Below are 26574 nucleotides of genomic sequence, written 5' to 3'. Positions count from 1 at the left end.
AATTGGCGCACGCTCCATTTGTTAAGCCATTATTGGCGCCAGAAAGGGTGATTTGCGCGGGCAGGCCAGTCCTTGTCCTCAACGCTTATCCTTGTTCAATCATTCCTGCTAAAGGGATTTACACCATGCGGCAATTTGCGGCCCTCGCTCTGTTTCTCAGTCTCAATGCCTTCGCTCAGGACGCGCCCCAGCCGATCGCCAAATGGACGCTGCTCGATCAGTTCGACAAGGCCTACACGTTAGATGACCAGGCCCAGGTGCTGTTGATCGCCCGCAGCATGTCGGCGGCGAAGATGGTCAACGCCGCACTTGAAGAGGGTCCCGAGGGTTACCTGGAGCAGCGCCACGTGGTTTACGTGGCAGACATCGAGAAGATGCCGTCGCTGGTGAAGATGGTGGCAGTCCCGGCGATGCGCTCGGCCAAGTACCGCATCCTGCTGGACCGCGACGCCCGGGTCGCCTCGGCCTACGACGGCGACCGCGACACGGTGCAGTGGCTGACGCTGAAAAACGGCGCGGTCGTGCGCCAGGAGCGCTTCTCCGACGGCGAACAACTCAAGCAGGCCATCGCCAAACTGGGTTCGCAGTCGGCTAGCCGGTGAGCATGGCCTTCTCGAAGATCTGCCGCAGGTAGCCGGCGATGGTCGAGGCGTCGCCATAAACCTCCCGCAACGCCTGCTCGGCGCTGGACAGGTGCAACGCCAGTTGCCGCTTGACCTTGTCCTCGCCGTACAGCGAAACGAAGGTGGATTTGCCGTCGTCCTTGCCTTGATCCTTGTCGCTGTCGGCGCAGCGGTCGCGCAGATCGTCATACATCTGGAAGGCCTGGCCCAGTTCCATGGCGAAGTTCTGCAGCAGCGGCCGCTGATCCTCCCGCGCGCCGCTGATCAGCCAGGCCATGTCCATGATCGCGCCGAACAGCACGCCGGTTTTCAGGTTATTGGTCAGGGCGATCTCGTCCGCGTCACGGCTGCGCTGGCCGTCGCGTAAATCCTGAAACTGCCCGCGCACCAGACCTTGCATGCCCACGGTATTGGCCAGCACTTCGACCAGTTCGGTGCGGGTGGTGGCGGCCAGATCGTTGATCCCCGCAACGACGCCGAAGGCGCGGCTGAGCAGGGCGATGGCGGTCAGAATCGCCACGTCTTCACCGAACTTCAGGTGGACCGTGGGCAGACCGCGCCGCAGCGACGCGTTGTCCATGCATGGCATGTCGTCCAGCACCAGCGACGCGGCGTGGATCATCTCGACGGCGCAGCCCAGGTCCACGGCCTGACGCCTGATCGTGCGGCTGTTTTCACGGCCGTCTTCCACCAGCCCTTCGGCGGCGAGCACCAACAGCACCGGACGCATGCGCTTGCCGGGTGCCAGAGTCGATTCACGCATGGCCAGCGCCACCAGATCGCGCTCGTTGCCGGATTCGGGCAGCAGCTCGGAAAGCCGCGTTTCGATGGCCGTCCGGACGTCTCCCAGTCGCCCGGCAAAGCCCGATTTGAGTGTTGTGTCGACGTTACCTGCCATCGGTCTTTCCCTATGCTTTAGCGGTAATACTGTTCGTCGCGGACCGGTGAGGGGGTACGGGGCCGGTCGTCACGGAACAACTGCTGTTTCTAAATGCCTCAAGATACGGCAAAGTTGTACAGCAAAATCGGTTTTGTACAAGATTGCGTATGCAGAAGACCCTTTAGCCCGTTCAATAATTCAGCTGCATGGAGCGAGTATGACTCACAGCGATATGGGTCGTCGAAAAGACGATCACCTTGATATCGTGCTGGACAGGCGCGCCAGCGTGCGTTCCTCCTTCTCCGGACTGGACGACATCCGCTTCGAACACTGTGCGCTGCCGGAGCTGAATCTGGACGACGTTGACGTGAGCAGCTCGCTGCTGGGCATTGCATTGCGCGCGCCGCTGCTCATCAGTTCCATGACCGGCGGCGCCGACCGGGCCACCGCGATCAACCGTCATCTGGCCGAAGCCGCCCAGGAGCTGGGCATCGCCATGGGTGTTGGCTCCCAGCGGGTGGCCTTGCAACGCGGTGGTGACCAAGGCCTGACCCGCGAACTGCGGCGTCTGGCGCCGGACATCGCGCTGCTGGGCAATATCGGCGCCGCGCAGTTGATCGAGCCTGACGGCCTGGACATGGCCCGCCGCGCGGTGGACATGCTGCAGGCCAACGCGTTGATCATTCATCTGAACCCCTTGCAGGAAGCCGTTCAAGCGGGCGGCGACCGGCGCTGGCACGGCATTCTCGACGCCATCCATCGCGTGGTGCTCGATGTCGGCGTGCCAGTGGTGGTCAAGGAAGTGGGCGCGGGTCTGTCTGCCGAGGTGGCGCGGGCGCTGGTAGAGGCCGGGGTGCAGGTGCTGGACATCGCCGGGCTTGGCGGCACCAGTTGGGCCGCCGTCGAGGCCGAGCGCGCGGAGAACCCGGCCGATCGCGAAGTCGCCATGGCGTTTGCGCAGTGGGGCATCCCGACCGCCATCAGCCTGGCCATGGTGCGCCAGGCGTTGCCGGACACGCCGCTGATTGCTTCCGGCGGCATTCACAATGGCATCGACGTGGCCAAGGCCATTCGTCTGGGCGCGGATGTTGTGGGTCAGGCTGCCGGTGTGCTGCGCAACGCGACCCTGTCGACGGCTGCGGTGATCGAACACTTCGACATCGTCATCCGCCAGCTGCGCATCGCCTGTTTCTGCACCGGTTCGGCTGATCTGCGTGCGTTGCGCAGTGCCCGCCTGCTGGCGCCCGACACCCTGCGGTCGTTGCTGTCATGACCCATTTTGCCGTCGTGGCGCCGGCGTTCTACAGCCACTTTCAGGCGTTTCAGGCCCTGGCCGGGACGCTGATCGACCGGGGCCATCAGGTGACCTTTTTCCAGCAGGCCGATGCCCGTCGCTGGCTGACCGATCCACGCATCGGCTTTCACGCCCTTGGCGTCCTCAGTCATCCGCCGGGGAGTCTTGAAGCAGCCCTGCGCCGTGCCGCCTGTTCGAATAATCCATTGCGCCTGCGCCGGGTGATCCGCGACCTGTGCGACACCACGCGTATGCTGTGTGCCGAGCTGCCATCTGCGCTGGCGGTGCGGCAGATCGAGGCCCTGCTGTGCGACCAGATGGAAGCGGCGGGCGGAATGGTCGCTGAAGGGCTGGGCTTGCCGTATGTCTCGGTGGCCTGCGCCTTGCCGATCAATCGCGAGCCGCATCTGCCGCTGCCGGTGATGCCGTTTGCCTACGCCACCGATGAACGCAGCCAGCATATGTTCGAAGGCAGCCGCAAGGTGTACGACTGGCTGATGGGGCCGTTGAGCAAGGTGCTGCGGGATGCTTCGAGACGTCTGGCCATCGAGCCCCGCGACGGGTTGCATGAATGCCTCTCGCCCTATGCACAGATCAGCCAGACTATCCCGGGCTTTGATTTCCCCCGTCAGCATCCACCGGCGAATTTTCACGCGGTGGGACCTTTGCGGGCGCCTCAAAACCAACAACAGGGCGAGTGGCCGGTTGATCCTGCCCGGCCGTTCATCTTCGCCAGCCTCGGCACGCTGCAGGGCAATCGTTTTGACATGTTCAAGCGCATCGCCACGGCCAGCCGGCAGAGTGAAGCGCAGTTGCTGGTCGCCCATTGCGGCGGCCTCGATGCCCGGCAAGAGCAGCGGCTGATCAAGGCCGGTGCGACCTGGGTGACTGATTTCGCGCCGCAACAATGGGCGCTGCAACACGCCGATGCGGTGGTGACCCATGGCGGCCTGAACACCGTGATGGACGCCATCGTGGCGCGCACGCCGATGCTGGTCATGCCCATCGCTTTCGATCAGCCGGGCGTTGCTTCGCGCGTCACCCATGCCGGCATTGGCCTGCAACTGCGCCGTGGCGCCGGGGCAGGGCAGATTCGCGAGCGACTGACGCAACTGCGCGGGCTGTCCACCGAGCCTTTTGAGCGCCTGGCGACCGAGCTGGCGAACGCTGGCGGCACGTGCCGCGCGGCCGACATCGTCGAAGCCGTGGTGCGCACCGGCGAGCCAGTGCTGGCGGGGTTGGTGCCATGACGTATGACCTGATTCTCGCCGGCGGCGGGCTGGCCAACGGGCTGATTGCCTGGCGCCTCAAACAGCGGCGGCCAGAGCTGCAGGTGCTGTGCATCGAAGAGCAGACGGACCTGGGCGGCAATCACACCTGGTCCTACCACGAAGGCGACCTCACGACGGACCAGCATCACTGGCTGCAGCCCTTGGTGGTGCAGCGCTGGGCCACCTATGACGTGCACTTCCCGCAACGCTCGCGACGGCTGAACAGTGGCTACGCCAGCATCACCTCCGAACGCTTTGCCGAGGTCATTGAGCCCGCCTTGGGCGATGCGCTGATAACCGGCCGACGCATCACCGAACTCACGCCGAACGCCGTGGTGCTGGACAGCGGCGAGCGGCTTGAGGCCCGCGCGGTGATCGACGGCCGCGGCGTGCAGGCCACGGCGCAGATGGTGTTGGGGCAGCAGGCCTTTCTGGGTCAGTTGCTGCGCTTGCAGGCGCCCCACGGCCTGACCGCGCCGATCATCATGGACGCCCGCGTCGCGCAGAGTGAGGGATACCGTTTCGTCTACGTGCTGCCCTTTTCAGCGGATACCCTGCTGGTCGAGGACACCCATTACGTCGAGCAGCATTCCTTTTCCGCTGACCAACTTCGTCAGCACATCGCCGACTACGCCAAAGCCCATGGCTGGGAAATCGTCGAATGCCTGCGCGAAGAGCAGGGCGTGTTGCCAATCACCCTGGCCGGGGATTTCGCCGCGTTCTGGCGCGAAGCAGAGGGGCAGCCACGTTCCGGTTTGCGGGCCGGGCTGTTTCATTGCACCACGGGCTATTCGCTGCCCCATGCCGTGCGGCTGGCGGAGTGGATTGCCGTTCAGCCCACGCTGGACGCCGAGTCGCTGCACGCAGGCATCCGCGCCATTGCTCAGGAGGCATGGCAATCCCAACGCTTCTACCGGCTGCTCAACCGCATGCTGTTTCTGGCCGGACGTCCGTCCAATCGCTGGCAGGTGATGCAGCGGTTTTATGGCCTGTCCGAAGGCCTGATCAGCCGTTTTTATGCAGGGCGCAGCACCCTGGCCGACAAGCTGCGCGTGCTCACCGGCAAGCCGCCCGTGCCGATCAACGAGGCGGTCAAGGCCGCTGTTCGTTACCTGCCCAAGCACTATCAGGCCAGGCATCACCTGCCTAAGCACAACGAGAATTGAAATGACTCAAGCAAAAAGCGCAATTGTGATTGGCGCCGGTTTCGGCGGCCTGGCCCTGGCCATCCGGCTTCAGGCGGCAGGCGTGCAGACGACGTTGCTGGAAAAACGCGACAAGCCCGGCGGCCGCGCCTACGTCTACGAAGATCAGGGTTTTACCTTCGACGCGGGGCCGACGGTGATTACCGACCCGACCGCCATCGAAGAGCTGTTCACCGCCGCCGGCAAATCCATCAAGGATTACGTCGAGTTGCTGCCGGTGTCGCCGTTCTATCGCCTGTGCTGGGAAGACGGGACGAAGTTCGATTACGCCAACGATCAGCAGTCCCTCGACACCCAGATCGCGGCGATGAACCCCAAGGACGTTGCCGGTTATCAGCGCTTTCTGGCGTACTCCAAAGCAGTGTTTCAGGAGGGCTATCTGAAGCTCGGTGCCGTGCCGTTTCTGTCCTTCCGCGACATGGTTCAGGCCGGGCCGCAGCTGGCGAAGTTGCAGGCATGGCGCAGCGTGTATTCGATGGTGTCGCAGTTCATCGAAGACGACAAACTGCGCCAGGCGTTTTCCTTTCACTCGCTGCTGGTGGGCGGGAATCCGTTTGCGACGTCCTCCATTTACACGCTGATCCACGCCCTTGAACGCCAGTGGGGCGTGTGGTTTCCCAAGGGCGGGACAGGTGCGCTGGTGCAGGGCATGGTCAAGCTGTTTGAAGACATTGGCGGGCGCGTCGAGCTGAACGCGGACGTTGCCAGCGTTGAAACCAGTGCCCAGCGAGTGACAGGTGTGCGCCTCAAGGATGGCCGGCAGATCAACGCCGATTGCGTGGCCTCCAATGCTGACGTCATGCACACCTACGCCGAACTGCTTGGCGGCCATCCGCGCGGGATCAAGGAAGGGGCGCGGTTGAAGGGCAAGCGCTTCAGCAACTCGCTGTTCGTCATCCACTTCGGGCTCAAGCGTCCGCAGCCTCAGTTGCAGCACCACACCGTGTGCTTCGGGCCGCGCTACAAGGCGCTGATTCAGGAAATTTTCAAGGGCGCGGCGCTGGCCGAGGATTTCTCGCTGTACCTGCATGCACCCTGCATCACTGACCCGAGCCTGGCGCCGCCGGGTTGTTCGAGCCATTACGTGCTGTCGCCGGTACCGCACTTAGGCAATGCCGACATCGACTGGGAAGTGGAGGGGCCGCGCTACCGCGATCGCATCTTCGCGTACCTGGAGAAGTACTACATGCCGGGCCTGCGCGAGGACCTGGTCACCAGCCGCATTTTCACGCCCCAGGACTTCAAGGGCGAACTCAACGCGCACCTCGGTTCGGCGTTTTCCCTTGAGCCGATCCTGCGCCAGAGCGCGTGGTTCCGCCCCCATAACCGCGACGCGAGCCTGAGCAATCTGTACCTGGTCGGCGCCGGCACACACCCGGGCGCCGGTGTGCCGGGTGTCATCGGTTCGGCCAAAGCCACCGCCGGACTGATGCTGGAGGACTTGCACGCATGAGCGTCGCCGATCAGGGGTTGCTCGACCACGCCACCCAGAGCATCGAAGTCGGCTCGAAAAGCTTCGCGGCTGCGTCACGTCTGTTCGACCCGGTGACGCGCCGCAGCGCGGTGATGCTGTATGCATGGTGCCGGCATTGCGACGACGTCATTGACGGTCAGGAAGCGGGGCATTCGGCGACGGTGGTCAGTCAGCAGGAAGTCACTGAGCGCCTGCAACGGCTGATCGCCCAGACCCACGCCGTGTACGCCGGCACGCCGACCCACAGTCCGGCGTTCGAGGCGTTCAGGGAGGTTGTCCTGCGCCATGGCATCGAGCAGCGGTATGCCCTGCAGCATCTGGACGGCTTCGCGATGGACGTCAGCCAGCGCGAATACCGGCGCATCGACGACACGCTGGAGTACTGCTATCACGTGGCCGGCGTGGTCGGCTTGATGATGGCGCAGATCATGGGCGTGAGTGACGAGGCGACCCTCGACCGCGCCTGCGATCTGGGTCTGGCCTTTCAACTGACCAACATCGCCCGGGACATCGTTGAAGACGCCTCGGTGGGCCGTTGTTACCTGCCGAGCGACTGGCTGGCTGAGTTGGAGATCCCCCATGATCGCCTTGCAGCGCCGGAGCATCGTCCGGCAGTGGCGGTGCTGGCGAAGCGGCTGGTGGACATGGCCGAGCCTTATTACGAGAGTGCTGACGCCGGCCTCACCGCGCTGCCGTGGCGCTCGGCCTGGGCGGTGGCGACGGCGGGGTGCGTCTACCGCGAGATCGGCGTGAAGGTCAGGCAGCGCGGCGCGCGGGCGTGGGATGCGCGGGTTTCGACCAGCAAGCTGGACAAGCTGCGACTGGTGGTGGTGGGCGCGTGGAAGGCTAGCGTGACTCGTGGTCGGCAGTGGCCCGCGCGGCCTGCGAACCTGTGGCAACGTCCGGGTCGGATTTGTGCAACGGGCCGTCATGCAAGCGTCGAAGCTGAGCGCGTAACCGAGTGACGCTCGGTGCATAGAGAAAGCCGAACGACACGCATCGCTCCTTGCCCGACACGGCATGGTGCATCAAGTGCGCCTGATACAGGCGTTTGAGGTAGCCATTGCGCGGTACGTACTTGAAGGGCCAGCGCTTGTGCACCAGGCCGTCATGGGCAACGAAATACAGAAAGCCGTAGGCGGTCATGCCCGCTCCGATCCACTCCAGCGGATGGGCGCCTGCAGTGCCCAGCGCGATCAGCACGATGGCGAACCCGGCGAACACCACGGCGTACAGATCGTTCTTCTCGAACCAGCCGGTTCTCGGCTCATGGTGCGACTTGTGCCAGCCCCAGCCCCAACCGTGCATGATGTACTTGTGCGCAAACACGGCAAAGCCCTCCATGCCGATCACGGTTGCGAAAAATACGAGGGCATTGATCATCGGGTTCATCCGCGCAAAAGTCTCGACATCAGACCGTCATAGGGCCGACGGTGTTCGGTGCGTGATTGTCGCACGCCGTTGGCTGAAGGCGGAGGTCGGTTTGTCAGTTGCTGGTTTGAGGTGTGAACACTGCCGCCTTCCCGGCTGAAGCCCATCTCACCCATGAAGACACTCCATCCCACTCTGTAGGAGCCGGCTTGCTGGCGAACGCGGTGGGTCAGCCGTGAATATATTGACTGACACTCCGCATTCGCCAGCAAGCCGGCTCCTACGGTTTATACCCGACGTGATTACTGAGGTGTCGCATAGTGTGTGTCATCCAGTTCGCGGTGTGCCCCGTAGACGTCGTGCGCTGAGCAACGGTATCTTCGCGCGCTTTATTATCTGTCGTTCAAGGATGATCATGTCGCCTGCTCTGCCTTTGTCCCGCTTGTCGTTGCTTCGCCCCATCTCCCCCTGGCTGCGCTTGACCGCTATCGCCGGCATGGCCTGTGCCCTGATGGCCTGTCAGTCCCGCGAGGTGGGGTCTCATGCCGCCGCCTCCGCCCCGGCCGTCACGAGCCCGGAAGCGCTCAAGAGGCAGCAATTCAAAGCCTTCGTGACACGTTTCCAGTCCATTCTCGGAAACAGAGCGCTTGAGGCCAACAGCGAAGGCCTGACGGGTGAAGTCCGCCTGCGCATCAAGATCAATCGCAACAATGAAATAGTCAGCTGCGAAACCCAGGCCACGGGCCTTGCGACGGGCAATGCACCGCTTGCCGACCTTTCAAAACAGGTGTGCTGGAGCGCGGTGTTCCCGGTCGTACCCGCAGATCGGTTAAACAAGGACGGCAACGTGGAAGTCGTCGCGCCTCTGATCTACCTGCCAATGCACGAGGCCCAGCGCGTATGGATGCAGTCCCGTTATCAGGACTATGCGCAGGGCCGGTATTTCGCCGAGCGGACACTGATGAAATCACCGCCCGGCAGCATTGGCGTGGTCACTTTCGAGTACCTGGCGAACAAGCAGGGCAAGGTTGAAGCATGCGTCGTCAACCTCGAGCGCCACCGCGAACGCCCGGAGGCCTTCACCTACGACAACGTCTTGCAAAGCCGACTCACCGAGCAGTGCAAACAGCTCGACATCGCCCAGATGCCCGGTTTCTCAGTGGATGAAACCGGCGTGTCCAGAGGCGCGGTAGCGTTCGAATACAGCCCCTGGATGGCCGGGCCACGGGCGCGTTAGGGTCAGTGTTGATCATGGCGCCGAGCACCGCGGGTCATAACCGAGTGAACTGTGCCGGTCTCCTGCGGCCTCAGACTTACACCCGCTAAAGGAGGCCAAGGCCATGAACAACGACGAATTCAATCAATACGACGCAGAGCGCTTCCACGGTCAGGTCGCCGAGCAACTGGGCATCAGCGTGGAAGAGTTGAAAACCTGGATGATCAACGACATCGAGCGGGTCACCGAAGGTGGCGAGGAGGTGGGGCACATGGTGGTGTTCCGCGAGTCCACCCCGGACGAAGTGCTCGACAAACTCAAGAACCCGCAGAGTCGTTTCACGGCGATGACCGGTGTGATCAAGCCTGAGTGAGCCGTCGGTGTCCGCCGTTACTTTCACCGGCGGGCCACGCCATCTTCCCGTCCTGATGAAGCCAAGTCGTGGTGTCCACTTCAATGTCAGTGAGTATCGTGCCTTGGCTTTTTCAATAGGGTAGCCCCCGCAGCCGCTTCTCGCGCCGCCCCTGCGCAGAGCGCTGATCCTAGGTCAGATTCAATCCGCCGTCTGACAGCAATATCTCACCGGTCAAGTAGTCCGACTCGACCAGCATCAGAACAGCGTTTGCAATGTCCTCCGGGCTGGCTGCCCTGCGCATGGGCGCGCGATCTCGCCACAACGCCTGGGCATCTGTCCACTCTGCGGTCAGAGGCGTGTCGACCAAGCCAGGCGCCACAGCATTTACGCGAATGTCTGGCCCGAGTGACACCGCCAGCAGGCGGGTCATGTGATTGAGTGCGGCTTTGCTCACCGCGTAGGGAATGGAGGCGCCCTTGGGCCGGACACCCGCATGGGAACTGATGTTGACGACGCTACCTGCTCGACGGTAACGGGCGGCATCGCGTAATGCCGATTCGGCCAATGCGACGAGATGGAAGGGCGCCACCACATTGATTTCGTTGAGTTCGTGCCAGACCGCCGAAGTGGCCGAGGCAAGATCGCTGTGGGGAATAACTCTGCTGATGCCGGCGTTATTGACCAATACGTCGAGCTGACCCCACGCGGCGATCGCCTCGTCAACCAGTCTGACCCTGTCAGCTTCAATAGCAAGATCAGCTTGCACGTAGACAGCCTGTTGCATTTCGTCAGCCATAGCGCGACCCGTATCCGCGGAGTTTCGCGAATGGAGGACCACCGCATAACTCGCCCGGCTCAGTGTTCGTGCAATGGCTGCGCCGATACCGGAAGTGGATCCTGTCACCAACGCGACGCGTGGTGCGTTATCGATGGGCGGATTGGGTTTCATATTGAGATCTCGAATGGGTTGCCAAAGAATTACCACTCACACAGTCGTCGTGCCAGCGCGGCAAAAAACGAGCAAAAAAAAGCCCGATCACTCGGGCTTTTTCTTTGCCGCTCAGCCGTCGATTACTTCGACGGCAGGGCGTAGGCGATCAGCGAGTCGCCCATTTTGGTACCGAAGGAGCCGTGCCCGCCGGCCATGATCACAATGTACTGCTTGCCATTGCTTTCATAGGTCATTGGCGTCGCCTGACCGCCTGCTGGCAAGCGCGCTTCCCAGAGCAGGTCGCCGTTGGTGACGTTGTAGGCGCGCAGGTAGTTGTCCTGCGTACCGGCGATGAACATCAGGTTGCCGGCCGTGGAGATCGGCCCGCCGAGCATCGGCACACCGATTTTCAGCGGCGGCAGTTGAATGCCTTTCAGGCTGTCGCGGATGGTGCCGATGCGTTTGCGCCAGACCACGTCGTGGGTCTTCATGTCAACGCCGGCCACGTAACCCCACGCCGGCTCTTTGCATGGCAGGCCCAGTGGCGACAGGAAGGCGTTGATTTCCACGCCGTAAGGCACACCGTACTGTGGCTGAATGCCCATTTCGGTTCCGGTGCCTGTGCCGGTGAGTCCTTCTTTAGGCCACAGCGGGTTGTTGGGGCCGCGTGGGATCAGCTTGGACACGAACGGCAGCGCCATCGGGTTCATCAGCGCGACCTGACGGTCGGCGTTGACCGAGATGCCACCCCATTCGAACACACCCAGGTTGCCCGGGAACACCAGGGTCCCTTGCTCGGACGGCGGCGTGTACTGGCCGTTGTAGGACAGCTGCTTGAAGATGACGCGGCAGACCAGTTGGTCAAACATCGTCGCGCCCCACATTTCCTTGTCGGACAGGGTTTGAACGGAGGTCAGATTGAGGTCCGAGCGCGGCTGGGTCGGGCTGACCCGATCGCCCGGCGCGGCTTGACCGGCAGGCACCGGCATCTCATGGACCGGCACGATCGGCTTGCCATCGCGACGGTCCAGCACGAACAGGTTGCCGGCCTTGGTCGGTACGTACACCGCAGGAACGGCATCGCCGCTGCCGGTTTTGACATCAGCCAGGGTTGGCTGAGCCGGTACGTCCATGTCCCACAAGTCGTGGTGGGTGGTCTGGAAGCTCCACACCAGCTTGCCGGTTGAACCATTCATCGCGACGATCGAGCTCGCATAACGCTCCATCACCGGGGTGCGGTTGCCGCCCCAGATGTCGGGCGTCGGGTTGCCGGTCGGCACGTAGACCACATCGGTTTTCGCGTCGTAAGCCAGCGGTGCCCAGGCGTTTGGCGAGTTGTTGACCAGGGTCTTGCCGTCGCCCGGAATCGCGTTCGGGTCTTCAGCTCCGGTGTCGAAGATCCACTTCAGCGCGCCGGTGTTGACGTCGTAGCCACGGATCGCGCCGGAGGGCTCATGCACCGACAGGTTGTCGGTCACCGAACCGCCGATGATCACGGTGGTGCCGGTCACGACAGGCGGGGAGGTGGGTTCGAGGCCGCCCGGATACGGGTAGGGCTGCAGGTGCAGCAGGTCCAGTTCGCCGTTTTTGGCGAAGTCGGCGCACGGTGCGCCGGTGTCAGCGTTGATGGCGAACAGGCGACCGTCATTGACCGGCAGGAACACCTTGCGCGGGCAACTGGTGGCGACCGGTTGGGTGCCTTCGAGGCTTTTCGCAAACTGGGTGGTGTCAGCCTGATCGAAGTACGCGACGCCACGGCAGGTCAAGTGCTGGAAGGACGGATCGGATTTGAGCTTGGGATCGAATCTCCACTTCTCTTTGCCGGTGGCCGGGTCCAGCGCCACCAGGATCTGGTGGGTGGTGCAGATGTACATGTTGTCGCCGACCTTGATCGGCGTCAGTTCGTTGGTGGTTTCACCGGAGTCGTTGGCGGTTTTCGACTCCCCGCTGTTGAAGGTCCAGGCCACCTGAAGGTCTTTGACGTTGCCTTCGTTGATTTGGGTCAGCGGCGAATAGCGCGTGCCCGACTGGGTCCGGCCATAAGCAGGCCAGTCGCCGTTGGCGATGCCTTCGACAGGCTGGTGCTGCGCCGGTTGCGCCGTCGCCATGCTGCCGTTGATTTCCTGCGGATCGTTGAAGATGGCATACACCATCACCACGATCGCCAGCGCCAATGTCGCGGATAAAAAGGTTTTGCCCGGCTTCAGGCGCTCCGGAATGTCACGGGTGACGCCCGGGATCAGCAGCCACAGACCCAACACCCCGAGGATGTCGAAACGCGGCACCAGTGCCCAGAAGTCTGTGCCGGCTTCCCACAGGCCCCAGACCACGGTGATCAGCATCAACGCCCCGTACAGCCAGAGCGAGGCAGCGGAACGTCGCCACAGCAGAACGGCGAACACCAGCAGCGCGACGCCCAGGAACAGATAATAAAAAGAGCCGCCCAATGTGAGCAGCCAGATACCGCCTACCACCAGAAACAGGGCAAAGATGCCTGCAATGATGGAAGTAAAACGCCTCAGCCCTGAAGCTTTTGATAAGTCATTCATCGATGTTCCCCCTTGGGATGTAGTGCATGGACTGTGCGCCGTATATGGGGTTCAACTCCCGGACCAGCGGTTTAGATGAAACTTTTCGGCATCACTGACCACCCGCTCTTTCCAAGCATAGGCCGTGTTTGCGATCTGATCCCCTGGGAAAAGCATTCAGATGGCGAACGGCGTGGCTTCGCGCGAGTTCAGGCTTTGATCAAGGCAGGTGAAAGGGCACTTAAAGTGCGTTTGAAGAGGGCACGGCAATGCCCGCAGCGGCTGCATTCCATTGCGCAAAGTTGCGAGGGCTGTTCGCGCGTACTAGAGTCATTTACAGCTTGATCAGACTGACTGCAGGCGTATGAATGGGTGGATTCCCTGCAATCCATTCAAGCCTGCGAGTCAATAACGCGCGGGAAGTCCAAGTCCACTATGCATAAACGGTTTAGCAGGACGCGAGCCACACTGACGCTGTTATGGGCGGCGTCTGTCTTGTCCGCCTCTGGCTGCGCTGGCACCGGCAGCCAGATCAGGACATCCGGGCTGTCGTTAGTGGATTACACCTCAGTGAGCGCGTCGTCTCCGCCGGAGCACCTCACCGGCCTCTGGACCGGCCCCCATGCCGGCGGCACGTTCTACGTGGAAATCTTCGAGGACGGCGACCTGCGCACCTGCTTGAGCGCTCCGCCTTATTACCACGCGATGGACGGAAAATACGCCGACGAGGCGTTGTATCTGGAGGACGGCACCCGCATCGAATTTCAGCCGGCGGGAGCACAGCGCATCACCATCTATTCACCTCCCGGCAGGCCGGTCACCACGCTGGAGCGCAGCGCGCCGGGTGACTCCTCCAGCGAATGCCTGGGAGGTGCGGCTGACGTCCAGCGCAAACTGTCCCACTGGGCTGCGCATTAGCGGCAGGGTTCGATAATTGAGTCAGTGCGCGGGTATCATGGACGGCTCGAAACCACCGCCCGACCCCGGATTCAGGATCACAATGCCCAGCCCCACGTTTACTGTCATGCGCCTCGACGCCACGCCACCGGAATCGATCAAGAGCCAGATCATGCAGATGGTGATCGACTACGTCACCGACCTCAGCATGGTCGCCATCGCCCCGAGCAATCCGTTGTACCCGCTGTATCAATACGGCGTTGGCCATGAAGTGCATCAGTACGTGCAGGCGATGGACGGCTCGCGGGGGATTGCGGTGGAATTGATCGTGGCGCTGGACGCCGAGGATCCCTCCGTGGTTATCGGCTTTTTGCTCTATCTGCCGGTTCAACAGGACCCGCAGGCGTGCGCCGTGGCGTACATGGCGGTACAGACGGCGCGCCGTCGTCAGGGCGTGGCGCGGGCCATGCTGACGAAGATGACCGAACGCTACCCCCACGCCGAACTGGCCTGCTTCGTCGCGAAGGTACCGGTGTTCGAGGCGCTCGGCTTTCGCGTGTTGGCTGCGCGGGGACCGCAGGTGCTGATGAACACCCGCGAGCAGCAAACCGACGGCTTGCTGGCGGTGCTGGACATCGCGCCGATCTACAACTCGCTGGAAGTGCGGCAGATCCACAGCTATCTGTTGAAACAGCACGGCAAACGCGCGATGACCAATGCGGAGAAACAGCGCGATCGGCACATCGACCAGTTGACCCGGCAGGCGCGCCTGTTCGTGAACGGATTGCTGGGCGAGTCAGGGGCGCAGGCCTTTATCGGTCCGCAGCTCGTTTAATCCAGCGATCAGAGAACGGCCTCGTTGAGGTCGATGCCGCGCGGGTCCTTGCTCCACATTTCCAAAAGGAAATCCCGCTCGGCGTGATGCAGCGTGCGTTCCATGGCCAGGTGCCGCGCGAGGACCTGATGCACTTCGCGGCCCTCCATCGGGCAGCCTTCGATGGGGTGCAGCCAGTGGCAGGCCAGCACCGCGCCGTCCGGGGTCAGGCTTTCGCGAATGCGCTCGATGATCTCGCCAAAGGCATCCGGCGTCAGGTAATAGGCCCATTCGCTGATCACCACCAGATCGAATTGCCCCGCCGGCCAGTCTTGGGGCAGACAACCCTCCAGCACCTGAGCATGGGCGTGCGCACTCAGGCGGTCACGGGCCAGGGTCACGGCCCGGGGGCTGAGGTCCATGCACAACAGCGCGTCGCACCGTTCGGCCAGGCGCAGGCTCAGTTCGCCATTGGCGCAGCCCGGCTCGAAGATTCGCGCGTATTGCTGGCGGGGCAGGGCGGCGAGGGTCAGGTGACGTTTGCGATGCTCGTACCAGCGCGTACGGAAGGCCCATGGGTCGTCGCTGCTGGCGAACAGCTCGTCGAAATATTCACCTGTCATGCTCACAGAAACACCAGTTCGAAGGGTTGCAGCAGACGCTCCAGCGTCTGCGGGTTCAACACCGCCGGCGCGCCGGTGCTCGGATCGTTTTCCAGCTGACTCAAGTGGGCACCGATGGCTTCGCGCTTGCGCCGCAGCTGTTCGTCGCTGAGCCAGAATTTGCGTGCCTGCTCCCAGGGGATGCGTGGGTCATTGGGTTCAGCCCAATGCCAGGCCCAGACCGGGATTTCAACCAGTGTCGCGCCGGTGTTGGCGACCGCCTGGGCCGCGCAATGGCCGACGGCTTCATGGTCGCAATGGCCGTCGTGGCGCCAGGTGGTCAGCAATACGTCCGAGGGACGCAGGTCTTCGGTGAGCAGCGCGATCAATGAGTCGGCATGCTCGGCAACCTGGCCGTCGCCCATGCCGAGCCGTTGCCAGGACAACCTCGACACGTCCAGGCCCAGGTGGGCGACGGCCTGCTGGCTTTCCCGACGACGTTCGGTGCGCAGGCGTTGCACGGGCCACAGCGGTGATTGTGGATGACTGCCTTCGCCGTCGGTCACGGCAACCAGTTGCACATCGTTCTGCCGCTGGGCCATCGCCGCGAGCAGGCCGCCGCAGGTCAGTACTTCGTCGTCGGGATGTGGCGCGAGCACGATCAGGCGTGAACCGGGTGGAACCAGTTCTTCCAGGGTGATCGGGCGCACACCGCGCAATGCCACGCTGTTCTGCCAGGCGCTCAACGGTGTCCCGCTGACGCCGAATGGCTGTGCTTCGTTCATAGTGACCAATCCTCGGTTTCGCCCGTGGCGACTCGCTGGCCCAGATAGGCCAGGTCGCGTTCAGCGTGGCTTTGTCGGATAAACACCTGCAGGTCGGCGGTCAGCCGGGCGAAATGCGGATCGCGGCAGAACGGCGTTGCGCCCAACGCCCGGCCGACATGCCGGCACACCTGCTCCACGGCCATCTCGACCTGCGCACGCAGGCGCTGCACTTGCAGGCTCGCGTCGGCCTGCGGGTGCGCGTCGATCCATGAGGCGCATTCGCGCAAGGCCGCCGCCGCGCCGCACAGCGCTGCATCCACGCTGCCCAAATGAGCGTCGGCGTGGGGTTCTGGCCGCCCGTGATGCCGGTGCGCGCGCAAGCTTTTCCCCAGCGCCACTGCCGCGCCATACCAGGCGGCAGCGATGCCGGCGCCGCCTTGCCAGAATCCGGGTCGGGTGAGGTACTCGCCGCTGTTGCCCACGCACATGCCGACCGCGCCGTCGAAGTGCACATCGCCGCTGGCGGTGCCGGCCATGCCCACGGCCTGCCAGGTCTCGCTGCTGAAGCGCACGCCCGGCTGTTTCAAGTCGACGGCCACCAGTTGTGGCGCCGCATCGCTGGCCCAGGCGGTGAGCAGGGCGTAATCCAGTTGTTGCGCGCCGGAGCACCAGGCCTTGCGACCGTTGAGGCGAACCTTGTCGCCGTGGCGTTGGCTGACGCCGACCTTGGCATCGGGCGGTTCAGCGGCCCACACACCCCAGATGCCGGGTGTTTCGAAAGGTACGGCGCCAAGCTCTTTCAGAATGGCAAGGGCGTCGGTATGGCCTTCGTAGAGTTTGAGCAGCGCCAGATCGAGGCCCGCCACCGTTGCCAATTGTCGCCAGCGCTCAAGGGTGCGACCGCTGCCGGGCAACGGCAGTTGATCGAGTCCGCTGTCGAGGCAGCGCTGCATGGCCTGACGCAGGGGAGCGTCCGGCACGCGGGGATTGTCACGGTGGGCGAAATCCGCCAGCAGTGATTCAAGTCCTTGTGCATCGTCCCGCATGGCTGACTGTCTCCGAACCGTTGACGCCGACGCGAGGTGCGCGGGCTTTTTGCCTGGCCCGCTTGCGCGGCCTGCTGATGGAATTCGGCAGCGCCAGCGGGTCGGGGTTCAAACATTTCTTCTGCCCGCCGGTTCGGTTGCCTCCGGAAGGAAGAACCTGCGAGGGTGGTGATCCGCGCTGTGCAGCCAGGTGCGCGGTTTTGTCGCAGCGGGCGTGTCTCAAACCATGGGCGTCAAGGCGTGCAGCGCCGTCCAATGGTGTCGGTCAAATCCGCTTGTAACGCATTCCGCCCGGTTTTGCGCGACACTGTCGGGCACCTGTTTTTTTCGCTTCGTCCCTCGCGGCCAGCAGTGCGGCTGCCAATAACGCCTGCGGTGCCGGGAGGTGGACGAAAAAAGGGTTGGCGTTGGCGCCAGCCGCTGCTTTCGAGAGTTCGCCAGATGAATGAGTTTCTGACCCGCCGTCAGGTGATCACCGGCATGGGCCTGTTGGGGCTGGGCCTGCTGGCCGGCTGTGACGGTTCGACCACTGCGCTGGATTTCAAGTACGGCAAAGATCTGAGCAACAAGATCATGGGCCGTACTTTCAAGCTGACCGACACCGACGGTGAGGTCAAAACCCTGTCGAGTTATCGCGGGCTGATGCCGATGGTGTTTTTCGGTTTCACCCAATGCCCGGCGGTGTGCCCGACGGCGCTGGCCCGCGCCGCGCAGATCAGAAAGATGATGGGCGAGGACGGCAAGACGCTGCAGGTGATCTTCATCACCGTCGACCCCGAGCGCGACACGCCGCAGATCCTCGACGCCTACGTCAAACAGTTCGATCCGACCTTCGTCGCCCTGCGCGGCACGCTGGAAGAAACCGCTCACGTCGCCAAAGAATTCGGCGTGTTCTACGAAAAGGTCCCGGCGGGCAACACTTACACGATGTCCCACACCGCCACCAGTTTCGTATTCGACTCCCGGGGCAATCTGCGCCTGGGACTATCGCCTTCGCTTTCCGCCAAGCAATGCGCGGAAGATTTGCTCACTGTCATGGAAGTCTGCTGATGAATGCTTTGTTTGCTGCTGTCTCGCGCTCGTTCGTTTCGCGCACGTTGGTTGTCTCCCTGTTGGCCGGCGTTAGCCTGAGTGCGGTTGCCCAGACGCGGGTCGAAGATCCGTGGGTGCGTGCGACGGTGGCCGGGCAGCCTTCATCGGGGGCCTTCATGCGCATCACTGCCGACACCGACAGTACGCTGCTCAGCGTCACCTCGCCGGTGGCCAAAGATGTGCAGATCCACGAGATGAGCATGACCAACGACGTCATGCGCATGGGCCCGGTCGACGCCGTGGCGCTGCCAGCGGGCAAGACCGTCGCGCTGGACCCTGATGGCTACCACGTCATGCTCATGGGCCTGAACGGCCAGATTAAAGAGGGCGACCAGGTGCCACTGACCCTGACTGTCAAGACTGCCAAGGGGGAGACCGAAGTGGTGAATGTCACCGCCCCGGCCCGCGCCGCGATGGCGCCGATGGACATGAGCCATGATCATGGGATGACCCATTAAGTGGAATCGCGTCTCCCAGTAGGACCGGCTTCAGCCGGGAAAGCGGCAGGCGCCACACTGCAGAATTGATGGTGTTCATACCGACGTCTTCCCGGCTAAAGCCAGTCCTACAAAGGCGCTGCGTATCCACTGTAGGAGCGGCTTCAGCCGGGAAAGCGGCAGGCGCCACCCCGCAGAATTTATGGTGTTCAAACCGACGTCTTCCCGGCTAAAGCCAGTCCCACAAATCCTGGCGCTGGCCTGATCGAATATCTGCATGAGATACAAAAACCGGTAGGAGCCGGCTTGCTGGCGAACGCGGCAGGTCAGGTATGAAGATGTCGGGTGTCCAACCGCGTTCGCCAGCAAGCCGGCTCCTACGGACTGGGTTTACCAGCAGGCCGATATTTACGGGTGGAGTTTCTCAGGGAGGTCGAAGACGTCTGGGGACTTCAATCCCCAAACGCCCCCAGCAGCAACACCACATTCAGCACGATGATCAACAATGCGATCCCCCAGGCCAGGGTTGTCAGAATGGGACCGGTCACGAAATCGCCCATCAGCTTGCGGTCAGATACGAAGCGCACCAGGGGCACGATGGCGAAGGGCAGTTGCATCGACAGGATGACCTGACTCAGCACCAGCAACTTCGCAGTCCCCTGGGCGCCATAAATACTGGTCACCACAATCGCTGGAATGATCGCGAGCCCCCGCGTCAGCAGGCGGCGGATCCAGCCCGGCAGGCGCAGACGCAGAAAACCCTCCATGACGATCTGCCCGGCCAGCGTCGCCGTGACCGTGGAATTGATCCCCGACGCCAGCAGCGCCACGCCGAACAGCATCGATGCCATGCCCACGCCCAGCATCGGCGAAAGCAAGTGATAAGCCTGCTCGATTTCCACCACGTCGGTCTTGCCGGCCTTGTGGAACACCGTCGCTGCTGTAATGAGGATCGCCGCATTGACGAACAGCGCGAGGGTCAGCGCGATGGTGCTGTCGGTCACCGCCCAGCGCAGACCGATGCGTCGACCTTCGTCCGTGCGCGGATAGGCGCGGGTCTGCACGATGGACGAGTGCAGGTACAGATTGTGCGGCATCACCGTGGCGCCAATGATGCCGATCGCCAGGTAAAGCGCCTCGGGATTGGTCACCACCTCGGCCTTGGGGATGAAGCCGGCAAACAGCTCCGCCAGATCAGGCTGGGCCAGCACCATCTGGATCGCGAAGCAGCCGAAGATGACCAGCAGCAGCGCGATGACAAACGCCTCAAGGGCGCGGAACCCGCGGCCCATGAGCAGAAAAATCAGAAAAACGTCGACGGCCGAGATCACTGCGCCCCAGATCAACGGAATGCCGAACAACAGGTTCAGCGCAATCGCAGTGCCGATTACCTCGGCCAGGTCGCAGGCGATGATCGCGATCTCGCAGGCAATCCACAGCGCAATACAGACCGGTCGGCTGCAGCGCTCGCGGCAGGCCCGTGCCAGGTCCCATCCGGTGACGATGCCCAGCCGCGCCGACAGTGCCTGCAGGACGATAGCCATCAGGTTCGACAGCAGAATGACCGACAGCAGCAGGTAGCCAAATTTCGAACCACCGGCAATGTCCGTCGCCCAGTTGCCCGGGTCCATGTAGCCCACAGCGACCATATAGCCGGGGCCGGTAAACGCGAGCAGCCGCTTGAACCAATTGCCGGTCTTGGGCATGGCGACACTGGCGCTGGGCATGCCCCCGCCGAGTGTGTCGTCGCCGGGGCTGGCAGGGTGATCGATGGGCGGCATTGAAGAGTCCGGCGTTGGAAGTTGAGCGATCAAAAGTGGCAAGGGCAGGGCACTCCGGCCCGACCGTGCGGTTTCAGCGAGTGCGCCTGACCAACGTCAGCTGGACAGCGACGTCGCTGCCAGTGAGTTTAGATAATCCCCAAAGCCTTCTTTGCACCGATAGTCTTTTCGTGCGCTGGTGGTGACGCTGTTCGCGGAAATCCACGCGATGGACGCGCCGGTGCGTTGCAGGTCGGCGACCAGGTGCACGTCTTCATGGGCGGCCAGGGCCTTGAAACCGCCGGCCCGCTGATAGGCATTCGCGCTGACGCCCAGGTTGGCGCCGTGGATGTGCCGATGGTCATCGACCGGCCGGTACAGCGAGTCGTAGCGCTGGCGCACCTGCTCGGAATGCCCGGACCAGTCATCCACTTCGACGATGCCACAGACCGCGTCCACGTTCAGGCTGACCTGATGCGCCAGCCAGGCATAGGGCACAACGCTGTCGGCGTCGGTGAACGCCAGCCAGCGGGCGCCGCGTTCAAGCATCAGTCGCGCGCCTTCTGCGCGGGTCATGCCGACATTGCGGTATGCACAAACGTGGGTAGTAATCCCGTGGGCGGCCGCTACCCGGGCCGAGGCATCGGAGCAGTCATCCAGCATGATCAGGATTTCAACGGGCTCGCCGTGGAGGTCTTCGTGGACAGAAGCGGCGATCAGCGACTTGATGCAGTCGTCCAGGAAGTCTTCTTCGTTGTGCGCGGGGACAATGATTCCAATCATCGAAGTGTCTCGTCTCGGCACCTGCGCTGATCGCGGCGTCCTTCGATGTCGACCGAAGGGAGGGAAATTTGGTTTCAAGTATTTTCGTTTGCGAAGACCACGCGCCTCGCGTGTCAGGCGTCGGGGGATGCCCAAACGCAGCGACGCCGCTGGTCAGCGGCGTCGATGGGCTCTTGCGTTACCGTGTGCTGATGAAGGTTCAGCCCGCCAGCAGCGCCTTGACGATGGCCTCGTTGAACGCCGGCAGATCGTCCGGCGTGCGGGAGGTGATCAGGGTCCAGCCATTGGCCGGGCATTCCTTGACCTCGGCATCGACCCAATTGGCCGCGCCGGCATTGACCAGGTCAGTGCGTACGCTTGGGTAGGAAGTCAGGGTTTTGCCTTCGATCACGCCGGCATCGATCAGCAGCCAGGGGCCATGGCAGATCGACGCGACGGTTTTACCGGCGTCGGCGAACGCTTTGACCAGCTTCTGGGCATCGCTGTCCTGGCGCAGGGTGTCGGCGTTGACCGTGCCGCCGGGAATGACCAGTGCATCGAAATCATTGGCAGACAGGCCGGCCAGCTTGGTGTCAGACGTGACAACGGCGTCTTTGTCGGTGTCGTTCAGGAACAGTTGCGCAGTGCCGCCTTCGATAGAGGCGTGGGTGACCGCAGCACCCTGGCCCTTCAACGCTTCCAGTGGCTTGAGCAACTCGTCGCGCTCGATGCCGGTATTGGACGTGATGATCAAAACCTTCTTGCCGTTCAGTTGACTGCTCATGCTTTTGCTTTCCTCTGAAATAAAAAGTGCTGAAGTTGAAACTGCGCCTGCCATCGGCATGCGGTGTCACTTTCAGAGGAAGCCGGAAAAGCAAAAGTTCAGCCCGATTGCGTGGCCGGGTACCGAGGCGTTAGCTCATGGGTGGGGCAGTGCACCCGGATTTCGGGTGCGACAAGCAATGCCGTGCGACGAAACGGCGCACCAGGATTCACGCGGTGGTCACAGGCACTCGCGGGCCGCTTTTTCCAGGGCGTTGCGGCCAAAGGCCGACGACAGCGGGGCGCGCTGATACAGGAAAACCCGGGTGTTGGGGTTGCCCTTGTAGACCTCGAGAATTTCATCGGAGGCGATCTTGCCGGAGATCAGCAGTTTGTAGTGACCCTTGCTCTCGGTCATGGTCGTGCCGGGCTTGATCTGCTGCCACTTGGGGTAGATGCACTTGGCGTAGTCGGACGGCGTCTTGGCCGTATCGAAATTGAACGACGGGTTGTTCGGCGTAGAGCTGCAACCGGCCAGCACCACGGCCATGGCGCAGCCCAGTAACGAGTACGGAAATAAACGGCGCATCAATTCATCCTGAATAAGGAAACGAAAACAATTCGACCGGGTCGATGGCCGCCTATGTTGACCAGCAACTGTGCAAATGAAAAGCGCACGCTTTGAAATTTTTCACTGCCTGTTGATGCCTCGCTGGCGCAGCCGATACGGAGCCGGTGGACGATTCATCCTGAAGTACGACTTCGCTCATTTGGTCGCCCGTTATTGCTCGTTTGATTGCTTGTTGCTCGATCTATGAATAGAGTGAGCATAACCGAGCACATTCATGAGTCACCCTCGCTCGTCATTGCCTGATCGACGGAGAGCACATGCCACACGATGAACTGCAACGGGCTGCACGGTCTGTTTTGATGCCGGCAATTGCCGGCCTGGCGCTGGATGAACCGGTGCGACGGCATCTGCAAGCCGGCGGCGTGTCGGTGCTGCTGGGCGAGACCCGGGACGAATACCTGGCGCGGCGCATGAGTTTCGAGCGCCGCCGCGAAGAAACCGATGCGCAATTTTCCGCAATCGCCAGGGAGGCGGCAGTGTGTGCGGCGGTGCCGGTGCTGATCGCCGTGGATCAGGAGCTGGGCGGCATCCAGCGCCTGCACGGTCTGGTGCCCGGTATGCCGGCGTCGGCCGAATTGACCCACATGAGCACCGAGGACATTGAGTCGCGCTGTTATGAAATGGCCAGCTCGGCCCGGGTCATGGGTGTCAACCTGTTCCTGGCGCCGATTGTGGACGTGGTCACCGGTGCGAATCCCTGGTTGCACCAGCGCAACCTCGGGTCCGATCCCGTCGAAGTGGCGCGCATTGCCTGCGCATTCATCCGCGGTGTGCAACGCGCTGGCATCATCGCCACGGCCAAGCACTTTCCCGGTCATCCCCAACTTGAGCAGGACCCGGCGGTGGAGCAGGCTACCGTGCCTGATGACGCTGTTGCGCTCCGCGGCGGGCTGGACGTGTTCCGCCAGGTCATTGCGGCAGGCGTCGGCGCGATCATGCCGGGTCCGGCGGTGTTCCCGGCGCTGGACCCGCAGCGGTCGGCCAGCACCTCGGCGGCGGTGATCGGCCTGCTGCGAGATACGTTGGGTTTTGAAGGGCTGATCGTGTCCGACGACCTCGATGCCGTCTCCATCCTGCGCGGCAACAGCATCGCCGACACCGCCGTCGCCGCCCTGAACGCCGGCGCGCACCTGCTGCTGGTGTCAGCCGAAGCGGGCCTGGACGACATCGCCCAGGCGATTCTCGAGGCAGTGACAGACGGACGACTCGACGCGCAACGCCTGCTGGCAGCGGCCCACACCGTTCGCGTCCACGCCGGAACGTCTAGAGCCCAGGTGGATTCAGGCCTCTACGTGTCCTACCCGGTCTCAGGCGGCCACCTCACCCGACGCGTCATGATCTGATCGTGGGCTGCTCGCTGCCGACCACTTGCAGCTTGCAGCTCACCCATTTGTACTCCCGGCCCGCGCGTTCTACTCTCGGCCATTCGCGCCTGTTCATCGTTGCAACCCGTTGACGCGTGCGTTTTGCATCAAACGCTCTGATGCGGATGTTTTACGACCCCTGATCGATACCGCCGTTTTGTTAATGGAGTGAGCATGAGCAATGACCCCGGCGAACTGGCCGCGCGCCTGATTCGCAACTTCAATGACGTACCGCTGCAGCACGAGCGGCGTGACCCGCTGTACGAAAGCCACGCCGCGCGCCTGGGCACCGACACCGTCGCGCAAAAGCTGGGCGCATCGGTGGATATCGTCGCGCCGGGCAAGCGTTCCTGCCCCTATCACTTCCATTACGCTCAGGAGGAAATGTTCGTCATCCTGGACGGGCAGGGCATCTTGCGCGTTGCGGGTGAAAGGCTCCCGATCCGCAGCGGCGATGTGATCTTCATTCCGCCCGGTCCGGAGTACCCACATCAGATCATCAACACCTCGGACGCGCCGCTCAAGTATTTATCCATCAGCACCCGGGAAACCCCTGAGGTGTGCGAATACCCGGACTCTGGCAAGTATCAGGCGATGGTCACCATTAATGGGGCAAGGGCGTTTGCGGCCGTGCAACGGCCTGATGCGACGCTGGATTACTGGGACGGCGAGCCTTGATTCACGGCTCATGCACGTGCCCATGACCTGTTTGGTTATAACCATAGAACGTCTCGATCTAGGCGCGATATAAGAAAATCAGCAGTCCTTAGAGCAAAAATCGCTATTCTGCCCGCCGGCTTTCAAATGTGCAGTCAGGCAGAGCAATGGATTTTGGCAATGTGGGTTTCGTCGTCGCAGGGCTGGTGGTCGGTTTCATCGTTGGCATGACGGGGGTGGGCGGTGGATCACTGATGACCCCGATCCTGTTGTGGTTCGGGATCAACCCCGCCACAGCGGTGGGCACCGATCTGCTGTATGCCGCCATCACCAAGAGCGGCGGCGTGCTGGTTCACAAAAAGAACGACAACATCGACTGGGGCATCACCGGCTGGCTGACCCTGGGCAGCGTGCCGGCCGCCGGGCTGACGCTGTGGTTTCTGAGCAGCCTGCACACCGCGCCGGACGCGATGAACGCGGTGATCAAGCAGGCGCTGGGCGTGGTGCTGCTGCTGACGGCGCTGGCGATCTTCTTCAAGAAACGCCTGCTGGCTTTTGCCCAGCGCCACGCGGGGGATCGCTACCGCCTCAGCAGCCGAAGCCTGAACGGGCTGACGGTGTTGACCGGCGTTATCCTGGGCACCATGGTCGCGCTCACGTCCATCGGCGCCGGCGCACTCGGCACCGTGGCGCTGTTCCTGCTGTACCCCTTCCTCGAAACCCGTCGGCTGGTCGGCACCGAGATCGCCCACGCCGTCCCCCTGACCCTCATCGCCGGCATCGGCCACGCCAGCATGGGCAACATGAACTGGTCGATGCTGGGCTACCTGCTGATGGGATCACTGCCGGGCATCTACATAGGCAGCCATCTGACCGGTCGCGTACCCGACGCCATCCTGCGCCCGTGTCTGGCGCTGATGCTGCTGGCGATCGGTTACAAGCTGGCGTTTTGAGGGGCGTGTGCGCGTTGAGTCTGGTGAAAGCGCGCTGACTGATCCATCGCGTTCGCGGGCAAGCGCGCTCCTACAAGGGGGCTCGGCACTGTCCGGAATTTCCGGCGTATAAAATCGTGTAGGAGCGCGCTTGCCCGCGAAAAATCTCCCTGCCAACGAAGCGGGAACTGACATCCCGCTCACTCCTTCTCCGCCCCCCAATAACGCTGCATCTCGATGAACAGGAACGATGCCGTCCAGGTAATGAGCACCAGCCCTGTCAATGCCTCCAGGCCCGTCAGGTATTTCAGGGGGCCGTCGGGCGTGATGTCGCCAAAGCCGATGGTGGTGTAGGTCGTGAACGAGAAATAGACCGAGTCCATGAAGCTGCCGTCGAAATTGCCCGTCAGACGTCCCAATGTGTCGGACCGGTTCATCAGGTAATAGCCCAGGGCGAAGATCCAGACCTCAACGGCATGGGCGACCAGTGCACCGAGCACGCCGATGACGACCCTGAACCGATGCCGCAGCCCCAGTCTGGGCATCAGCTGGTTGAGGCGAATCAGGCATTCGTAATGCACGATCACCGCCGTGGTGATGATCACGATGTTGATGAGGGTGACGGCAAACATGGCGCTCTCCCGATCAAAGCGTCGTGAAGCCTTGTTCGCGCGGCGGAACGAAAGTGGACACGCGTTCGGTGTCATGCACCCCCATGCCAAGGGACAGGCACCGCTCACCAGCATCGAAGAAAGCGCGCGCTGCGTTGAGGTATAAACCGGGAACGGCAGCCAGATAGGCAGTCATGTGCATCTCCTTGAGCGATCCAGCATAGGCGCGTCCGCAGGCCAGTGACAGCAAGCATTGCGGAACGGGATGAGCGGGAAGGGCTGACTCCGGCGT

At 62.6% G+C, this 26574-nt stretch carries 28 protein-coding genes; 15 read left to right on the top strand and 13 right to left on the bottom strand.

Annotated elements, in window-relative coordinates; translation table 11 throughout:
- The first annotated feature begins 125 nt into the window (after positions 1 to 125).
- Positions 126 to 602 (top strand): hypothetical protein, encoded by a 477-nt coding sequence (locus tag EC919_RS04160; RefSeq protein WP_133771493.1) that lies wholly within the window; start codon positions 126 to 128, stop codon positions 600 to 602.
- Here the strand turns inward: EC919_RS04160 and EC919_RS04155 are convergent.
- Positions 592 to 1521 (bottom strand): polyprenyl synthetase family protein, encoded by a 930-nt coding sequence (locus EC919_RS04155; RefSeq protein ID WP_133771491.1) that lies wholly within the window; start codon positions 1519 to 1521, stop codon positions 592 to 594. The genes EC919_RS04160 and EC919_RS04155 overlap by 11 nt on opposite strands.
- Before the next feature lie 199 nt (positions 1522 to 1720).
- On the opposite strand from EC919_RS04155, the gene fni reads away from it, so the two are divergent.
- The 5 genes from fni to crtB are packed head-to-tail and all read left to right on the top strand — an operon-like array spanning position 1721 to position 7712.
- Entirely contained in the window at positions 1721 to 2776 is a 1056-nt protein-coding gene (gene fni, locus EC919_RS04150; RefSeq protein ID WP_133771489.1) for a type 2 isopentenyl-diphosphate Delta-isomerase, read from the top strand.
- The gene (locus tag EC919_RS04145) at positions 2773 to 4047 is read left to right on the top strand and encodes a glycosyltransferase (protein WP_133771487.1); all 1275 of its coding nucleotides are present in this window, start codon (positions 2773 to 2775) and stop codon (positions 4045 to 4047) included. The genes fni and EC919_RS04145 overlap by 4 nt, the downstream gene beginning before the upstream one ends.
- Positions 4044 to 5234 (top strand): lycopene beta-cyclase CrtY, encoded by a 1191-nt coding sequence (gene crtY, locus EC919_RS04140; protein WP_133771485.1) that lies wholly within the window; start codon positions 4044 to 4046, stop codon positions 5232 to 5234. Before EC919_RS04145 ends, crtY begins: the two co-directional genes overlap by 4 nt.
- Position 5235: 1 nt before the next feature.
- Complete coding sequence (locus EC919_RS04135; protein ID WP_133771483.1) at positions 5236 to 6726, top strand: phytoene desaturase; 1491 nt, start codon at positions 5236 to 5238, stop codon at positions 6724 to 6726.
- Complete coding sequence (crtB, locus tag EC919_RS04130) at positions 6723 to 7712, top strand: 15-cis-phytoene synthase CrtB (RefSeq protein WP_133771481.1); 990 nt, start codon at positions 6723 to 6725, stop codon at positions 7710 to 7712. Before EC919_RS04135 ends, crtB begins: the two co-directional genes overlap by 4 nt.
- Here crtB and EC919_RS04125 read toward each other — a convergent pair.
- Positions 7594 to 8139 carry a sterol desaturase family protein gene (locus EC919_RS04125; protein WP_133771479.1) on the bottom strand — a complete coding sequence of 182 codons (546 nt, stop codon included), beginning with the start codon at positions 8137 to 8139 and terminating at the stop codon, positions 7594 to 7596. The genes crtB and EC919_RS04125 overlap by 119 nt on opposite strands.
- A gap of 394 nt (positions 8140 to 8533) precedes the next feature.
- Here EC919_RS04125 and EC919_RS04120 point away from each other — a divergent pair, with 394 nt between their 5' ends.
- Both EC919_RS04120 and EC919_RS04115 read left to right on the top strand, forming a co-directional pair.
- On the top strand, positions 8534 to 9355 hold the full coding sequence (locus tag EC919_RS04120; protein WP_133771477.1) for a hypothetical protein: 822 nt from the start codon (positions 8534 to 8536) through the stop codon (positions 9353 to 9355).
- Positions 9356 to 9458: 103 nt separating this feature from the next.
- On the top strand, positions 9459 to 9707 hold the full coding sequence (locus EC919_RS04115; protein ID WP_133771475.1) for a hypothetical protein: 249 nt from the start codon (positions 9459 to 9461) through the stop codon (positions 9705 to 9707).
- A gap of 169 nt (positions 9708 to 9876) precedes the next feature.
- Here the strand turns inward: EC919_RS04115 and EC919_RS04110 are convergent, their stop codons facing one another.
- Both EC919_RS04110 and EC919_RS04105 read right to left on the bottom strand, forming a co-directional pair.
- Complete coding sequence (locus tag EC919_RS04110) at positions 9877 to 10620, bottom strand: SDR family NAD(P)-dependent oxidoreductase (protein ID WP_347876977.1); 744 nt, start codon at positions 10618 to 10620, stop codon at positions 9877 to 9879.
- A gap of 140 nt (positions 10621 to 10760) precedes the next feature.
- Entirely contained in the window at positions 10761 to 13169 is a 2409-nt protein-coding gene (locus tag EC919_RS04105) for a glucose/quinate/shikimate family membrane-bound PQQ-dependent dehydrogenase (RefSeq protein ID WP_133771471.1), read from the bottom strand.
- Between the two features lie 549 nt (positions 13170 to 13718).
- Between EC919_RS04105 and EC919_RS04100 the strand changes: the two genes are divergently transcribed.
- Both EC919_RS04100 and EC919_RS04095 read left to right on the top strand, forming a co-directional pair.
- The gene (locus EC919_RS04100; RefSeq protein ID WP_133771469.1) at positions 13719 to 14066 is read left to right on the top strand and encodes a hypothetical protein; all 348 of its coding nucleotides are present in this window, start codon (positions 13719 to 13721) and stop codon (positions 14064 to 14066) included.
- 82 nt (positions 14067 to 14148) lie between these two features.
- Positions 14149 to 14880 (top strand): GNAT family N-acetyltransferase, encoded by a 732-nt coding sequence (locus tag EC919_RS04095; RefSeq protein WP_133771467.1) that lies wholly within the window; start codon positions 14149 to 14151, stop codon positions 14878 to 14880.
- A gap of 8 nt (positions 14881 to 14888) precedes the next feature.
- Here the strand turns inward: EC919_RS04095 and EC919_RS04090 are convergent, their stop codons facing one another.
- From EC919_RS04090 to EC919_RS04080, 3 genes are read right to left on the bottom strand one after another with little or no spacing between them, the layout of a single operon-like run.
- Complete coding sequence (locus EC919_RS04090) at positions 14889 to 15488, bottom strand: class I SAM-dependent methyltransferase (protein WP_133771465.1); 600 nt, start codon at positions 15486 to 15488, stop codon at positions 14889 to 14891.
- Positions 15485 to 16246 (bottom strand): PIG-L deacetylase family protein, encoded by a 762-nt coding sequence (locus tag EC919_RS04085; protein WP_133771463.1) that lies wholly within the window; start codon positions 16244 to 16246, stop codon positions 15485 to 15487. The genes EC919_RS04090 and EC919_RS04085 overlap by 4 nt, the downstream gene beginning before the upstream one ends.
- Complete coding sequence (locus EC919_RS04080; RefSeq protein ID WP_133771461.1) at positions 16243 to 17274, bottom strand: acyl-CoA dehydrogenase family protein; 1032 nt, start codon at positions 17272 to 17274, stop codon at positions 16243 to 16245. The genes EC919_RS04085 and EC919_RS04080 overlap by 4 nt, the downstream gene beginning before the upstream one ends.
- Before the next feature lie 441 nt (positions 17275 to 17715).
- On the opposite strand from EC919_RS04080, the gene EC919_RS04075 reads away from it, so the two are divergent.
- Positions 17716 to 18324 carry an SCO family protein gene (locus EC919_RS04075; protein ID WP_133771459.1) on the top strand — a complete coding sequence of 203 codons (609 nt, stop codon included), beginning with the start codon at positions 17716 to 17718 and terminating at the stop codon, positions 18322 to 18324.
- A complete protein-coding gene (locus EC919_RS04070) occupies positions 18324 to 18824 on the top strand; it encodes a copper chaperone PCu(A)C (RefSeq protein WP_133771458.1) in 501 nt (166 codons plus the stop codon). Before EC919_RS04075 ends, EC919_RS04070 begins: the two co-directional genes overlap by 1 nt.
- Before the next feature lie 431 nt (positions 18825 to 19255).
- Here the strand turns inward: EC919_RS04070 and EC919_RS04065 are convergent, their stop codons facing one another.
- From EC919_RS04065 to EC919_RS04050, 4 genes are all read right to left on the bottom strand, one after another.
- Complete coding sequence (locus tag EC919_RS04065; RefSeq protein ID WP_208294946.1) at positions 19256 to 20530, bottom strand: Nramp family divalent metal transporter; 1275 nt, start codon at positions 20528 to 20530, stop codon at positions 19256 to 19258.
- Positions 20531 to 20680: 150 nt separating this feature from the next.
- On the bottom strand, positions 20681 to 21346 hold the full coding sequence (locus tag EC919_RS04060; protein ID WP_133771454.1) for a glycosyltransferase: 666 nt from the start codon (positions 21344 to 21346) through the stop codon (positions 20681 to 20683).
- Between the two features lie 199 nt (positions 21347 to 21545).
- Positions 21546 to 22109 carry a type 1 glutamine amidotransferase domain-containing protein gene (locus EC919_RS04055; protein WP_133771452.1) on the bottom strand — a complete coding sequence of 188 codons (564 nt, stop codon included), beginning with the start codon at positions 22107 to 22109 and terminating at the stop codon, positions 21546 to 21548.
- Positions 22110 to 22328: 219 nt separating this feature from the next.
- Complete coding sequence (locus EC919_RS04050) at positions 22329 to 22676, bottom strand: hypothetical protein (RefSeq protein WP_133771450.1); 348 nt, start codon at positions 22674 to 22676, stop codon at positions 22329 to 22331.
- Positions 22677 to 22975: 299 nt separating this feature from the next.
- Between EC919_RS04050 and EC919_RS04045 the strand changes: the two genes are divergently transcribed.
- The 3 genes from EC919_RS04045 (at position 22976) to EC919_RS04035 (ending at position 25692) form a co-directional block, all read left to right on the top strand.
- Positions 22976 to 24061, top strand: a complete 1086-nt coding sequence (locus EC919_RS04045) for a glycoside hydrolase family 3 N-terminal domain-containing protein (protein WP_133771448.1) — start codon at positions 22976 to 22978, stop codon at positions 24059 to 24061.
- A gap of 195 nt (positions 24062 to 24256) precedes the next feature.
- Positions 24257 to 24760 carry a cupin domain-containing protein gene (locus tag EC919_RS04040; protein ID WP_133771446.1) on the top strand — a complete coding sequence of 168 codons (504 nt, stop codon included), beginning with the start codon at positions 24257 to 24259 and terminating at the stop codon, positions 24758 to 24760.
- 146 nt (positions 24761 to 24906) lie between these two features.
- On the top strand, positions 24907 to 25692 hold the full coding sequence (locus tag EC919_RS04035; RefSeq protein WP_133771445.1) for a sulfite exporter TauE/SafE family protein: 786 nt from the start codon (positions 24907 to 24909) through the stop codon (positions 25690 to 25692).
- A gap of 179 nt (positions 25693 to 25871) precedes the next feature.
- Here EC919_RS04035 and EC919_RS04030 read toward each other — a convergent pair whose 3' ends face one another.
- Both EC919_RS04030 and EC919_RS27075 read right to left on the bottom strand, forming a co-directional pair.
- Entirely contained in the window at positions 25872 to 26303 is a 432-nt protein-coding gene (locus tag EC919_RS04030; RefSeq protein WP_133771443.1) for a potassium channel family protein, read from the bottom strand.
- Positions 26304 to 26316: 13 nt separating this feature from the next.
- Positions 26317 to 26478 (bottom strand): hypothetical protein, encoded by a 162-nt coding sequence (locus EC919_RS27075; protein ID WP_166650483.1) that lies wholly within the window; start codon positions 26476 to 26478, stop codon positions 26317 to 26319.
- Positions 26479 to 26574: the final 96 nt, after the last annotated feature.

The sequence above is a fragment of the Pseudomonas graminis genome, assembly GCF_004364335.1.
Taxonomy (GTDB): domain Bacteria; phylum Pseudomonadota; class Gammaproteobacteria; order Pseudomonadales; family Pseudomonadaceae; genus Aquipseudomonas; species Aquipseudomonas graminis_D.
This window is presented reverse-complemented; position numbering and strand designations above follow the sequence as displayed.

Excerpts from the sequence above, each read along its gene's own strand:
- EC919_RS04135 (WP_133771483.1), top strand. The coding sequence starts at position 5,236 with ATGACTCAAGCAAAAAGCGCAATTGTGATTGGCGCCGGTTTCGGCGGC.
- EC919_RS04030 (WP_133771443.1), bottom strand. The coding sequence starts at position 26,303 with ATGTTTGCCGTCACCCTCATCAACATCGTGATCATCACCACGGCGGTG.
- EC919_RS04065 (WP_208294946.1), bottom strand. The coding sequence starts at position 20,530 with ATGCCCAGCGCCAGTGTCGCCATGCCCAAGACCGGCAATTGGTTCAAG.
- EC919_RS04120 (WP_133771477.1), top strand. The coding sequence starts at position 8,534 with ATGTCGCCTGCTCTGCCTTTGTCCCGCTTGTCGTTGCTTCGCCCCATC.
- EC919_RS04040 (WP_133771446.1), top strand. The coding sequence starts at position 24,257 with ATGAGCAATGACCCCGGCGAACTGGCCGCGCGCCTGATTCGCAACTTC.
- EC919_RS04125 (WP_133771479.1), bottom strand. The coding sequence starts at position 8,139 with ATGAACCCGATGATCAATGCCCTCGTATTTTTCGCAACCGTGATCGGC.
- EC919_RS04070 (WP_133771458.1), top strand. The coding sequence starts at position 18,324 with ATGAATGCTTTGTTTGCTGCTGTCTCGCGCTCGTTCGTTTCGCGCACG.
- EC919_RS04050 (WP_133771450.1), bottom strand. The coding sequence starts at position 22,676 with ATGCGCCGTTTATTTCCGTACTCGTTACTGGGCTGCGCCATGGCCGTG.
- EC919_RS04075 (WP_133771459.1), top strand. The coding sequence starts at position 17,716 with ATGAATGAGTTTCTGACCCGCCGTCAGGTGATCACCGGCATGGGCCTG.
- EC919_RS04080 (WP_133771461.1), bottom strand. The coding sequence starts at position 17,274 with ATGCGGGACGATGCACAAGGACTTGAATCACTGCTGGCGGATTTCGCC.
- EC919_RS04045 (WP_133771448.1), top strand. The coding sequence starts at position 22,976 with ATGCCACACGATGAACTGCAACGGGCTGCACGGTCTGTTTTGATGCCG.
- EC919_RS04155 (WP_133771491.1), bottom strand. The coding sequence starts at position 1,521 with ATGGCAGGTAACGTCGACACAACACTCAAATCGGGCTTTGCCGGGCGA.
- EC919_RS04055 (WP_133771452.1), bottom strand. The coding sequence starts at position 22,109 with ATGAGCAGTCAACTGAACGGCAAGAAGGTTTTGATCATCACGTCCAAT.
- EC919_RS04095 (WP_133771467.1), top strand. The coding sequence starts at position 14,149 with ATGCCCAGCCCCACGTTTACTGTCATGCGCCTCGACGCCACGCCACCG.
- EC919_RS04035 (WP_133771445.1), top strand. The coding sequence starts at position 24,907 with ATGGATTTTGGCAATGTGGGTTTCGTCGTCGCAGGGCTGGTGGTCGGT.
- crtY (WP_133771485.1), top strand. The coding sequence starts at position 4,044 with ATGACGTATGACCTGATTCTCGCCGGCGGCGGGCTGGCCAACGGGCTG.
- fni (WP_133771489.1), top strand. The coding sequence starts at position 1,721 with ATGACTCACAGCGATATGGGTCGTCGAAAAGACGATCACCTTGATATC.
- crtB (WP_133771481.1), top strand. The coding sequence starts at position 6,723 with ATGAGCGTCGCCGATCAGGGGTTGCTCGACCACGCCACCCAGAGCATC.
- EC919_RS04085 (WP_133771463.1), bottom strand. The coding sequence starts at position 16,246 with ATGAACGAAGCACAGCCATTCGGCGTCAGCGGGACACCGTTGAGCGCC.
- EC919_RS04145 (WP_133771487.1), top strand. The coding sequence starts at position 2,773 with ATGACCCATTTTGCCGTCGTGGCGCCGGCGTTCTACAGCCACTTTCAG.
- EC919_RS27075 (WP_166650483.1), bottom strand. The coding sequence starts at position 26,478 with ATGACTGCCTATCTGGCTGCCGTTCCCGGTTTATACCTCAACGCAGCG.
- EC919_RS04105 (WP_133771471.1), bottom strand. The coding sequence starts at position 13,169 with ATGAATGACTTATCAAAAGCTTCAGGGCTGAGGCGTTTTACTTCCATC.
- EC919_RS04115 (WP_133771475.1), top strand. The coding sequence starts at position 9,459 with ATGAACAACGACGAATTCAATCAATACGACGCAGAGCGCTTCCACGGT.
- EC919_RS04060 (WP_133771454.1), bottom strand. The coding sequence starts at position 21,346 with ATGATTGGAATCATTGTCCCCGCGCACAACGAAGAAGACTTCCTGGAC.
- EC919_RS04160 (WP_133771493.1), top strand. The coding sequence starts at position 126 with ATGCGGCAATTTGCGGCCCTCGCTCTGTTTCTCAGTCTCAATGCCTTC.